The following is an 11,540-nucleotide window of genomic DNA, read 5'->3' on the forward strand; positions in this document are numbered from 1 at the left end:
TGCTCACCTCAGCGTCATCGGGCGGACTTCGTTGGCACGGTCGACCAGGTCGCCGTACTGGATCTCGTCGCGGGCCTGCCGGGCGATGACGCGGAAGGAGGCTTCCAGCTTCCGCCGCAGGCCGTGCTCGGTCACCGGGTGCCCGAGCAGTTCACCGCCGTCCCACTCCCCGGTGCAGACGGCCCCGGCGTGGTCCAGCGCGGCCTGGCGGACCAGGGTCTTGAGCCGTTCCGCCGCTTCGCCGTCGAGGAACAGCTCCGGCAGCCGCCGCACGGCGTCGGCCAGGTCCGCCCGATCGACCGGGCCCGCCACCCGGATGCGCACCGCGGCGATCCGGGCGGCGTCGTAGTGGCGGGAGGTGCCGGGCACCCGGTCGAGCGCGGCCACCGCACCCGCCTTGTCCCCCAGCCCGAGCAGGCACCTCGCCAGGCCGAACCCGGCCCCCACCTGGGCGTCGTCCCGCGCCCACACGGCCTGGTAGAGGCGCTGAGCCTGTTCCGGCTCGCCGGCGTCCTCGGCGCAGTAGGCGAGCGCGAGCTTGGGCGCGTCCTCGGCGGGCCACGCCTTCCGCACCGCGCCGAAGTGCCGTCGCGCCTCCCCCGCCGCGCCCCTGGCCAGGCAGAGCAGCCCGCGGTGCCAGGCGATCCGCCAGTCGTACCCGGCGGTGCCGCCCAGCAGCACCTCGGCCCGGCCGATGGCTTCGCGGGCGGCGCCGGGGTCACGCAGGGCGATCCGGGCGCGGGCCCGGGTCAGCTCGGCCTCCACCGCGTCGTCCAGCGAGTCCGGCTGCGGCACGGGGAACTTCGACGCGGCCACCTCCGGTGACGGCCTGCCGCTGTCCAGCACGTGATCCGGCTCGGTCCAGTGGGCCAGTCCCGGCACCACGCCGAGCCCGGCGTCGAGCAGCTCCGGGGTGTTCTCGAACCGCACCGACCGCCGCGGCCGCCTGCCCAGGACCTCGCGCCGGACCCCGTCCAGCTGCTCGGACATCTCGGCGGCGCTGGCGAACCGGCGGTCGTAGGTGTCGGTCGCGCGCTCGATCACCTTGCGCAGCGATTCGGTGCCCACGTCGTCGGCTGATCCCCCCGGCGTGGCCTTGAGCAGGGTTTTCAGCGTGTGGCCGACCGAGAAGAGGTCGGAACGCACGGTCAGCCCGTGCTGGCGGCGTTCGTCGTCGTCGATCCGGTAACCGGCGGTGGTCACGGCCACGCTCTCGTGGTCGCCGATCGCCCTGGTGGCCCCGAGGTCGATCACCTTGACCCGCTTGTCGCCGTGGATGACGTTGTTCGGCGTCATGTCCACGTAGAGCAGGCCCTCGCCGTGGAGGTAGTCCAGCGCGGCGAGGACGGCCCTGCCGTAGGTGATCACGTGCTCGACCCGCAGCAGTTCGGGCCGCTTCAGCACGGCCTGCAGCGACAGGCCGCCGACGTGGTCCATCACGATGTACTCGTCGCCGGAGTGCTCGACGAAGTCCACGATCCGCACGATGTTCGGGTGGTCCAGCCGGGTCAGCACGTCGCGCTCCACCTGCGCGAGGCGGCGGGCCCTGGCGTTGTGCTGGTCGACCACGCCCTTGAGCACCACGTACTTGTCCGGCAGGTGGCTGTCGGTGGCCAGGTAGACCCAGCCCAGCCCGCCGTGCGCCAGGCAGCCGAGCACGTCGTACTGGCCGCCGACGCGCTCGCCGGCGGCCAGCTTCGGCCGGAAGTCGAACGGCTCCCCGTCCTCTTCGCAGAACCCGTGCCGCAGCGGTGGTTCACCCCGGAACGGACGGCCGACCGGGCTACCGCACCTGCCGCAGAACTGGTGGTCCACCGGGTACTGCGGGTCGGCCAGCACCAGCGTGGCCGGGTCGGGGGCCTCGACGGCGGGCAGCGACCAGAACTCGTGGTCGCCGGTCAGGTCGCTGTCGGTGTCCCGCCGGGAGCTCACCGGCGCTTCGGCGGGGCGGGCGACCCGCCGGTGCCCGCACACGTCGCAGAAACCGTCCGGCCCGACGGGACGGCCGTGGCAGGTCAGCACCCCGGCGCTCATGCCCGCCCCAGCTTCCGCCGGACCGCGCTGGCGTAGGAGTGCACCAGCGGGACCGCGTCGGGCAGCGAGCACGGCCGGGCGGTCAGCGCCACCTTGGCGGGCAGGTACACCTCGGCCAGCTCCTCGTCCTCCATCAGCCCGTACCGCACGGCCATCGCGTTGTAGGCGCTCAGCTGCCCGCGCAGTTCGTCGAACTGCTCGGCCCTGGCGTCCAGTTCGCGGCGGTAGGCGGTCAGCTGGTCGCGCTGCCGCCGCAGCCACCGCTCGAGCGAGACCAGGCGGCGGTTCACCCGGGTGGGCTCGGCCGAGCCGGTCGCGCCGAGCAGCAACGCCAGTTCGGCGCTGCGCGGCCGGTACTCCGGCAGCGGCTGGATCCGCCTGCCCAGCCTCCGCACCCGCGTCCGCACACCGTCCTCTTCGGACTCGAAGGTGGCGGCGAGCGACCGCAGCCGGTCCAGCCGGGCCGCGTTCTCCTCGCGCTGCCAGTCACGGGCGAGCCGCGCGCCGGGCGCGTTGTCCGCGCTGAACTGGACGATCACCTGCACCCCCGCTCCGAGCAGCGGCAGCACCACTTCGCGCAGCAGCCGCTCCGGCTGGCTCGACCCGTCCACCCCGGCCAGCGCCACGGTGCCCGGCCACCCGGCCCGCCCGCGTTCCTCCTCGATCCGGGCGGACACCTCGGCGGGGCTCATCCCGGTGGTGTCGATGGTGACCATCCGGCCGCCGTTGCCCTCTTCGGCCACCTCGCTGAACCCGCTGTCCATCGCGGTGTCCCGGTCGCTGATCAGCACCGCCAGCGCGCCGGGCGATTCCGGCAGTTCCCTGGTGACGAATTCGGCGAGTTCGGGCACGTACCCGGTGAGCACCCGGACCGGGACCATGTAGGCCAGGCCGGTGCTCTGATCGGTGTACTCGGTGACCACCATGCCGAGCACCGCACCGCTGGCCTTGTCGATCACCCCGGCCCCGCTGAACCCGCCACGCACGCGCTCGCCGGGCAGCGGCGAGTTCAGCTGCACCCACTCACCGGCCGGACCGGCCAGTTCGGCGCCGTTCACCCAGACCCCGTGCTCGTGCGGCTCGGGAAAACCGTAGGTGTGCACCAGCCGGTCACGCACGATCGAGGTGTAGCAGAGCGGCGCACCCGGCACCGGCGGCGATTCGGCCAGCCGCAGCAGAGCGACGTCACCGCCGCCGTCCGCGGCGGGCGGCACCCAGGCCACCACGGTCGCGGCCACCGACGGCTGCCCCGGCAGCCCGACGAACCGGACCGCGGCGGACAACGCGGCGGGATCGGCGCCGGGGTCGCGGGAGAGCACGTGGGCACAGGTCAGCGCGGTGTGTTCGCCCAGGAACATGCCGGCCCCCAGGGTCCAGCCCGCCGGATCGACGATGCTGATCCGCCACGGCTCCCCCGCGGGCCCGGCTCCAGTGCCTCGGGTCGCGCCTTCGTTCCCCCTCACCGCAGGCCACCCTACGGCGGTGGCGGGGTGGCCTGCCGCTGTCTTCACGCATCCGTAATGCGCACCGGGGTGAGATCACCCGTTCTGCGGATGGCCGGTCAGGGTTGGTAGGTGCACAGCGCGCCGATGCTGTTGGACTGCTCCACGACCGTTCTGCCGTCGACGGTGATCTTGCAGGTGTTGTCCTTGCTGCCCGGTTCGAATTCGACCGGGGTGACGGTGACCGAGGTGAAGGCCGGGTCCGCCGTCGTCAGGGTCTGGCTCCAGGTCTTGCCCTCTTCCAGGACCTCCTGCGAGTTCGCGCTGAACCCGCTGCTCCACCGCACGTTCGCCTTGGCGCCCGTGCTGACCTCGAGCACGATCGTGTGCTGCCCTGACGCCGCGGGCGCCGCCGCGTCGGCGGGGGCGGCCCCCGCGTCCACGACCGCGGGCGGGGCGACCGGCGTCGGCAGGCCGCCGGCGGTGTCGCTGACGGCCTTGCCGAACGCGGCCGTCCAGATCACGCAGATCACCAGGCCGATGCCCGAGAGCACGAGGCCGGCGACGGCCATGCCCTTGTTGCCCGCCTGCCCGCGGTTGGCCCGCAGCAATCCGACGATGCCGAAGACCAGGCCCAGGATGGTCAGCGGCCAGGCGATGACCCCGATGAGCGGGATGAACGCGAAGATCAGGCCGACCAGCCCCAGCACGAACCCGGCGGTACCGAGCCCGTTCTTGTGCTGCGACGGCATCTGCATCGCCGGTGACGGCGGCGTGGGAGCGTAGGACACGGGTTTCCTCTTTCAACGGAGCGAAAGCGCGACCGAACGCGGTCGCGCTCTGCGCCCTCCGTCGTCCGGTGGGCCGTGCGCGTCACAGCGGGGCGGGGCGTCCGGGGATAACGGACCGGGGTCGAGGGGATCAAGCTCGCGATCTTTCGCCTGGTGACCGACCGTCAGACCCTCAACTCGCCCGTTACGCAGAGCTAGAAGTTGAAACTTCAATATCACTCGTACGGCGTAACCTCCTCCAGTCCAGAGGCGCTATTCGGGTCCGGCCGCGCTCTGGTCGAACAGGTGGACGGCGTTGCCGGCCGGGTCCAGGAAGGTGGCGCCCTTGCCGTCCGGCATCGCGATCTCGCCCTGCCAGTCGAGTTCCGGGTGCTCCCGGCGGAAGTCGTCCACGCTGTCGACGGCGTAGAAGCCGCCGGCGCCCCAGCGCGGCCCGTCGTCCGGCGGCACGTCGAGCATCAGCTCGACCTCCGAACCCGGGATCCGGAACGCCGCGGTCGATTCGCCCTCCCGCCAGGCTTCCTCGAAGCCGAGCGTGTCGCGGTAGAGGGCGACCGACTCCTTGAGGTCCGCCACGGGCTGGTACAGGAACGTGAGTTTCATGGGCCGAACGTAAACGGTTTATGTTCGACCGTCAACGGGTTATGCTCGGCCCATGCGTGATTGGGTACCGGTCCCCGGTTCGGCGAAGGCCCGCCTGCTCGAAGCGGCCATCCACCAGTTCGAACTCTCCGGCTACGAGGCCGCCAACGTCGTCGACGTGGCCGCCAAGGCGAGCGTCACCACCGGCTCGCTGTACCACCACTTCGACTCGAAGCTCGGCCTGTACCTGACCGTCCGCGAGGAGATGGAGAAGCGGATCGTCGAACGGATGGAGGGCGCGGCCGCGGCGGCGGGCAGCCGAGGCCACCCCGCGGTGCGGGCCGCGCTCCTGGTGGCCTTCGACGCCGCCGTGCGGTTCACCGTCTGCCGCATCCTCGGCGAGCCCGCCCCGGTGGATCGCGACGATCCGGTCGCCGGCGCGTTGCGGCCGCTGCTGACCCAGCACAAGGCCCCCGCCGCGGACATGCTGGCCGCGGCCTGGCGAGCCGCCCTCCTGACCGTCGCCACCGGCACCTCCTCCTCGGCGGCGCGGGCGTCCCTGCACTACGTCCTCGGTCCCCAGTAAGCGAAACGCGTTCAGGAACCGCCGTCACCCCCCTGCTCCCCGGGCGGGCACTATGCGTGAACCGCCGATTTCCCTGCCACGCCCGAAAAAGACCCGAAGCGCCGGGACGCCCGGAGGTGTGAATTCGCCTGGAGCCGGGTTTTCGTTGATCGACCGCGGCCATCCGGACGTGGTGCGGCGCGACCGCGCGGCACACCTGGTGCCCAGGTGCGGCACCAGGCCGATCGATCGAATGGGGTTTCCGATGTATCGAAAGCTGGCTCTCGCACTCGGCGGCCTGGCCGCTCTCGCCCTGGCCGCTCCCGGTTCCGCGGCTGCCGCGGAACGCGGGCCGATGGCGTTCCAGGGAGAAGGCGTCGCCGCGTGCGCGCGACTCTATTACTGCTTCTACGCCGCCACCAACTACAACGTCGGCAGCGCGGAAAAGCAGGTCTGGATGCACAACGACGAGTGGAAGCACTTCGACCTCGATCCCCATACGGGCAAGCCCTTCCTGCCGAGCGCCACCAACCGGGTCTTCTCGGTGGTCAACAACACCCAGCGGACCATCCACTTCCTGGAGTGGAACTTCGTCTCCGGCCCGGGTCACAGCATCTGCATCTCGGTGCCCCCGGGCGAGAAAGTGAAGGACACGCTGAAGTACAGCGACGGCGGCTACGGTTCGGTCGCGTTCGACGACGACCTGCCTTCGAACAACAACTGCAAAGAGGTCAAGTAACCCGTCAAGACACCTTCGCCCGTCGGTGGCACGGATGACAAGCCGTGCCACCGACGGGCGACTGCGTTCAATTCCTTGAAAGAGCAACGACCTTCTTCACTCGAAAAACACGACGGTTCACCCATGAGGAACCGTCACCGCGGTGGATACTTTCCTGGGCGGCGAGAAACGGCTTCCGAGCCCGTCTCCGCTCGCCCGTTCCTCCCTTCGCCTGCGACCAGGCTCACCTCCAGTTCACCAGGACAAGGACATCGATGAAAGCAGAACACCGCTCCCGAGCCGCGTTCACCGCGGCCGCGGCGCTGGCGCTGTCGCTGGCAGCCGCCGCCGCCCCCGTGGCCCACGCCACCCCCGCCCCGAACGGCCAGGTACTGGCCTGGGGAGACAGCAAAGCCCAGCAGCTGGGGCACTACACCACCTCCAGCTACGAGGTGAACCCGACACCCGTCTGCCGGGACAGCAACTGCTCGGCACCGCTGACCGGCGCCATCGACGTCGAAGGGGGCAGCGGGCACAGCGTCGCGCTGGTCCGGGACGGCGACCGGGGCAACATCGTGCTGACGTGGGGCGAGTCGGACACCGGGCAGCTCGGCCGGTACCGGAAGGACACGCGCGTTCCCGCCCCCGTCTGCACCGTCGGCCCGGTGTCGGAGACCTGCCAGCCGCTCAGGGGGGTGAAAGCCATCTCCTCATCGGACGACGCGACTCTGGCCATCCTCGACAACGGCTCGGTCGTCGTCTGGGGCCTGCTGGAGGGCGGCGGCTCCGACCCCCGCTACGTGTGCGACGTGACCGTGGACCACATCTGCGCGTCCGGCGCGAAAGCCGTCTCGGCAGGCGACTCCTTCGGCCTGATCCTGCTGAACAACAACGAGGTGCTCGCCGTCGGGAACAACTCCTACGGGCAACTCGGGGACGGCACCACAGACAGCCGGTCGAAACCCCGCAAGGTGTGGTGCGACTACGACCTGTCCGAATCGCCGTGCCAGGCGAAGGCCATCGCCACCGGTTACTCGCACAGCCTGGCGATCATGCAGGACGGCACCGTCTGGGGCTGGGGCGAAAACCGCGACAAGCAGCTCGGTCCCGGTTCGGCCAGCGTGACCAAGCCGGTGCCCCTCAGCGTCCTGGGCAACCAGCCCGCCGTCATCGCCGTCGCGGCCGGCGCGAGCCACAGCGCGGCACTGCTCGAAACCGGGGCCGTCAAGACCTGGGGATCGGACGAACACGGGCAGGTGGGTGACGGGAAGAACACCTACGACAACACCAGTGGCAAAGCGGCGACGGTCTGCGAGGTGAACGGCACCGGTTCGTGCGACCGGGAACCGCTCACCGATGTCGAGAAGATCGACGCCAACGGGTACTACACGGTCGCGATCAGCCGCGGCATCGCCTATGTCTGGGGAACCGGCAACGACGGGGCCAGGCTCACGGGCGACGCCACGGCGCCGGCCTACTCACCCGCCGTCGTGAAGCGGGAAAACGGGGAGGTGCCGCGGGGCATCACCGAGGTCGGCACCGGCGTGTACCACCTCCTGGCCATCCAGGGCGCCGCCTCCACCGGCTCCGTTCTCGACGATCCCACCAACAACGGTGCGGGCTGGAAGTTCCAGTCCGAGCACAGTGGAAAGTGCCTCGACGTGGGTGACGCCGCCACCATCGACGGGGCCCGCCTCCAGCAGTGGCACTGCCACGGCGAAGGCAACCAGCGGTTCGTCCTCGACGAGCAGCCGAACGGCTCGTACCACATCGTCGCCACCCACAGCGGCAGGTGCCTGAGCGTGCCGGAGCAGGAAGCCGGCAACGGCGGCATCGTGGTCCAGTCCCCCTGCCAGAGCCAGAACCAGGACGAATTCGCTTCGCCGGGTGACCGCAACCAGTTCGTTCTCGAGCCCCGGCAGGACAACCGCTACCGGATCCGGCTCGACGGCACGTCGAAGTGCCTGGACGTGCGCGGCTCGGGCAACCAGGACGGCACCGACGTCATCCTCTGGACCTGCCACGACGGCGCGAACCAGAAGTGGGCACCCCTGCGCTCCTGATTCCTTTTTTGTTTCACCGGAACGAGTGCGGTAGCCGTGGGGGCACCGGGTAGCCGTCGAACGAGCCGCCCGGAGTGAACCGGGTGCGACCCGCGCACCCGCCCCGGCGGCGTGGAGGTAACGCAAAATGATCGTCCGTCGGATCTTCACCGCGCTCGCCACGGGTGCCCTGCTGCTGGTCTGCCCCGCCGTGGCCGGCGCCGCGACCGCCGTGCAGCACGACTGGGAGACGTGGGCCTACTACGAAGCCACCGCTTCCGGCTGGCGGGAATGCCATGAGGACGGGCACGACTACGTGGAGATCGGCATCGCCGACGACCACCGGTGCACGTTCGTCCAGACCGAAGGCAACGCCTACGTCGTACTGTCCGTGCTCCGCTAGTTCTCTGTCCACTCCGGACACCGACCGCCCGGCGACCGGCCCGTGGCCGGCGCGGTCGGTGCCGGATGGCTCAAGTGACGGGCGGCTCGCCTGGAAGGCGGGTCTGCGGGGCGCGTCCGCCGCGATCTGGTCGAGTTCGTCGTCCAGCGTCAGGAAAACCCGCCAGGGCGGGAGTCCGCTCCGGGCGGCGAGGTGGCCCACGAAGGTGACGTCCGCAGCGGTCCACGACGCGTGGGTGCGGGCGAACCGGGCCAGCCGTTCGCCGACGCCTTGAGCGAGCAGCGGCTCGTAGCCCGCCTGCTCGTGCCGGCTCCCCGGCCCGGAAAGTTCCTCGACGTGGACGACCTTCCCGATGTCGTGCGTCGCGGCGCCGAACAACACGGACGACCGGTCGAACCCGGCTGCCGGGTGGTGCTCCTGCACCCAGTCGGCCAGCTGCCACGCCACGTCGTGCACGGCACGCAGGTGCGCGGCCAACCGTGGTGGGGCGTGCAGGGTTCCGAGCAGGCCGGCGGCCCGGTCCGGCAACAACCGCAGCCCCGGGATCGGTGAGCGCCCGGCGCAGCAACTCGGAACTCACCCCGACCACCGTAGCGACGCGGTGGGAATCAGTTCCGGAACGCGTTGATCTGCTGCCAGACGGTGTCGTGTGGGGCGTCGTGGTCGTCGAGGTTGCCGAGGGCCTCGACGGCTTCGATCACGGCCGAGGCGCGGCGGTGCTGGCCGGTGTGCCGTTGCCAGTAATCCTGCGGGACCTTCAGCACCGCGGTGAGCAGGTCACCGCGGTAGAAAGCGCCTTCGGCGAGTGGGGCCGACTCGAGGTGGGTCAGCGCGACGGGGACCAGCGTGTCGAGGCTTTCCTGCTGGAGCAGCAGGACGCGGAGGTCTTCGGCGTCCATGGCCCCGATCGGCTTGTGACGCAGTTCGTAGACGGTTTCCACCAACCTGGTGGCGCCGGCCGGTGGGTTGCCCCAGCGGTGGTTTTCGATTTGCTCGAGGGTGCGCGCTCCGTCCATGGCTCCTCGTGTCAACTGTCCGGTACCCCGCTCACTCAAGATTTTCTCGAGCCCGGCCCTACAGCCGCCGGCGGATCGGAAAACCGGTCGCGGTAACGCTGTCAGCGATCTCCGCCAGGGTGGTGGCGGGGTTGAGCGCGGTCACCACGTCCGCGGTCAGCGGCTGCCCGGCGTAGACGTGCCGCACCGCGTCGAGACCGACCGGCATTTCGTAGTAGTCCTGCGCCCACTCCCGGTACGCCTCGGGGGTGCCGTCGGTCAGCAGGGCGAACAGCCAGCCGGTGTCGGCGTGCTGGCGCCACAGGCACACCGTGACGTACGGCGTTCCGGACTCGTCGTCGGCCGCGCAGGGACTCATCGGCGACTCGTGGTCGAAACCGCGCACGTACGCTCCCGCGGCTCCGAGCAGACCCCCTCGGCAGGCCGTGCCGATCGTGGCCGTCACGACCGCTCCGGCCCGCAGCAGTGGAGCGGTGCCGCCGCGGGATCAGCCGGGGTGCGGCCGAGGTCGTCGGAGTGGCCGGCTTCGAGGCGGGGCCACTGGGCGATGGGACGCCCGCCGATGCGCGTGACGTGCCCGGAACCGGTCCCCCAGTGCTGTGGCCAGCCGCTGGGCGAGTCCTCCCACGGCTCCTGGCGTCCGTAGACGGTGAGGTCCATGAGGGCGTAGCTGTTGTCCATCGTTTCCACGCCACGGCGCGTCGTCCAGTAGGTCTCGAAGACGCGGTCGCCGTCACGCAGGTAGCAGACCAGGTGCATCATGCCGATCTGCCGCCCGACGAGCAGTTCCCCGAGCGAATCCTGCGCGGAGTACCACGGCATCCGCCAGCCCATGAAGTCGCGGTAGCGCCTGCTTTCGCCGTAGGGGCCCTGGCAGAACACCGCGTAGGTGATGTCACGCGAGTGCAGATAGGACAGTTCGGCGACCTGGGTGGCGCACCAGGTGCACCCTTCACACTGCTCCGGCGCGGGCCGGCCCGGGTGCCACATGAAGTAGTAGGCGATCAGCTGGCGTCGCCCGTCGAACGCGTCGAGCAGGCTGACCGGTCCGCCGGGGCCGATCAACTCGATACCGGCGTCCAGCTCGACCACGGGCAGGCGCCGCCGGGCCGCGGCGATCGCGTCGCCTTCCCGGGTGTGCGCCTTCTCCCGGCGCCGGAGCTCGTCGATCTCGGCCTGCCAGGTGCCGCGGTCGGCCACCGGGGGCCGCGGGTGGGTCTCCGTCATCTCTGCCGCCTCCAACTCGTGCTTCATCCGTGTAGCAACCAGTTGGTTGCCAAAGTAAGGCAACCAACTGGTTGCGTCAAGGCGCTCAGGCGGTGCGCGTGATGGTGTCGGCGGGCCGCCCGGTCATGGCCCGGCGGGCCGCGGTGGCGGTGATCGGCAGCGTGATGAGCGCGACGGCCAGGCCGATGGCGGCCAGGATCGCCAGCGGGGCGGTGCCGACCGGGTTGGCGCCGACGACGACCGCGGTGGGCAGGATCGCCGCGCAGGCGACGAGGAGCCCGGCGCCGAGGCCGGTGGCGGCGGCGATCGCGGTCTCGGTGAGCAGGAGCCCGCGGACCTGGCCCCTGGTGGCACCGGCCAGGCGGAGCATGGCCAGTTCCCGGCGGCGGCCGAGGGTGGAGACGGCGACGGTGTTGATCACCGCGATCATCGCGTAGGCCAGCACGACCAGCAGCATGAGCGTGTTGATCAGGGCGTTGACGTCGAGCCCCGCCTGCAATGCGGTTTCCAGGGCCTCCCGGTCCCCGACGGTCAGGCCGGCCTGCGCGTTGCCGGCGACGCCCTGCACCGCCGCCAGGAGCGCGTCGGTGGAGGTGCCTTCGGACGCCGCGACCAGCAGGGTGGCGGGTGCCCGGGCGGTGGTGTGCGCGGCGAGCAGGTCGGCGGGCAGGATCAGGTGCTCGTAGCCGGGCAGGTCGTCGTAGGTGGCCACGACGCCCA

General features: G+C 70.9%; 13 protein-coding genes. 5 read left to right on the plus strand and 8 right to left on the minus strand.

From position 1 onward, the window contains the following. Positions 1–3 precede the first annotated feature (3 nt). From AC07EG_RS09660 to AC07EG_RS09675, 4 genes are all read right to left on the minus strand, one after another. Positions 4–2,034: a tetratricopeptide repeat protein gene (locus AC07EG_RS09660; protein ID WP_478252590.1), complete on the minus strand. Its 2,031-nt coding sequence runs from the start codon at positions 2,032–2,034 to the stop codon at positions 4–6. Next, the gene (locus AC07EG_RS09665; RefSeq protein ID WP_478252591.1) at positions 2,031–3,497 is read right to left on the minus strand and encodes a S1 family peptidase; all 1,467 of its coding nucleotides are present in this window, start codon (positions 3,495–3,497) and stop codon (positions 2,031–2,033) included. Before AC07EG_RS09665 ends, AC07EG_RS09660 begins: the two co-directional genes overlap by 4 nt. Before the next feature lie 98 nt (positions 3,498–3,595). Then, on the minus strand, positions 3,596–4,267 hold the full coding sequence (locus tag AC07EG_RS09670; protein WP_478252592.1) for a DUF4190 domain-containing protein: 672 nt from the start codon (positions 4,265–4,267) through the stop codon (positions 3,596–3,598). A gap of 252 nt (positions 4,268–4,519) precedes the next feature. Beyond that, positions 4,520–4,870 (minus strand): VOC family protein, encoded by a 351-nt coding sequence (locus AC07EG_RS09675; RefSeq protein WP_478252593.1) that lies wholly within the window; start codon positions 4,868–4,870, stop codon positions 4,520–4,522. 52 nt (positions 4,871–4,922) lie between these two features. Here AC07EG_RS09675 and AC07EG_RS09680 point away from each other — a divergent pair, with 52 nt between their 5' ends. The 5 genes from AC07EG_RS09680 to AC07EG_RS09700 all read left to right on the plus strand — a co-directional run bounded on the left by AC07EG_RS09680 (position 4,923) and on the right by AC07EG_RS09700 (position 9,129). After that, positions 4,923–5,435, plus strand: coding sequence for a TetR/AcrR family transcriptional regulator (locus AC07EG_RS09680; protein ID WP_478252594.1), 513 nt, complete (start codon positions 4,923–4,925; stop codon positions 5,433–5,435). A 145-nt stretch (positions 5,436–5,580) separates the two neighbouring features. Beyond that, positions 5,581–6,153 carry a hypothetical protein gene (locus AC07EG_RS09685; RefSeq protein WP_478252595.1) on the plus strand — a complete coding sequence of 191 codons (573 nt, stop codon included), beginning with the start codon at positions 5,581–5,583 and terminating at the stop codon, positions 6,151–6,153. Positions 6,154–6,407: 254 nt separating this feature from the next. After that, entirely contained in the window at positions 6,408–8,195 is a 1,788-nt protein-coding gene (locus AC07EG_RS09690) for an RCC1 domain-containing protein (RefSeq protein ID WP_478252596.1), read from the plus strand. Positions 8,196–8,322: 127 nt separating this feature from the next. After that, positions 8,323–8,577 carry a hypothetical protein gene (locus AC07EG_RS09695; RefSeq protein ID WP_478252597.1) on the plus strand — a complete coding sequence of 85 codons (255 nt, stop codon included), beginning with the start codon at positions 8,323–8,325 and terminating at the stop codon, positions 8,575–8,577. Positions 8,578–8,808: 231 nt separating this feature from the next. Further along, positions 8,809–9,129 (plus strand): hypothetical protein, encoded by a 321-nt coding sequence (locus tag AC07EG_RS09700; RefSeq protein ID WP_478252598.1) that lies wholly within the window; start codon positions 8,809–8,811, stop codon positions 9,127–9,129. A gap of 56 nt (positions 9,130–9,185) precedes the next feature. On the opposite strand, the gene AC07EG_RS09705 is transcribed toward AC07EG_RS09700, so the two are convergent. The 4 genes from AC07EG_RS09705 to AC07EG_RS09720 form a co-directional block, all read right to left on the minus strand. After that, positions 9,186–9,593, minus strand: coding sequence for a contact-dependent growth inhibition system immunity protein (locus AC07EG_RS09705; protein ID WP_478252599.1), 408 nt, complete (start codon positions 9,591–9,593; stop codon positions 9,186–9,188). Between the two features lie 58 nt (positions 9,594–9,651). Next, on the minus strand, positions 9,652–10,038 hold the full coding sequence (locus tag AC07EG_RS09710) for a hypothetical protein (protein ID WP_478252600.1): 387 nt from the start codon (positions 10,036–10,038) through the stop codon (positions 9,652–9,654). Further along, positions 10,035–10,820 (minus strand): DUF899 family protein, encoded by a 786-nt coding sequence (locus AC07EG_RS09715; protein ID WP_478252601.1) that lies wholly within the window; start codon positions 10,818–10,820, stop codon positions 10,035–10,037. Before AC07EG_RS09715 ends, AC07EG_RS09710 begins: the two co-directional genes overlap by 4 nt. 85 nt (positions 10,821–10,905) lie before the next feature. Next, positions 10,906–11,540 (minus strand): FtsX-like permease family protein (locus AC07EG_RS09720; RefSeq protein WP_478252602.1); only part of this gene is annotated, 635 nt, incomplete at its 5' end.

It is taken from the genome of Amycolatopsis sp. NPDC045836, assembly GCF_056431745.1.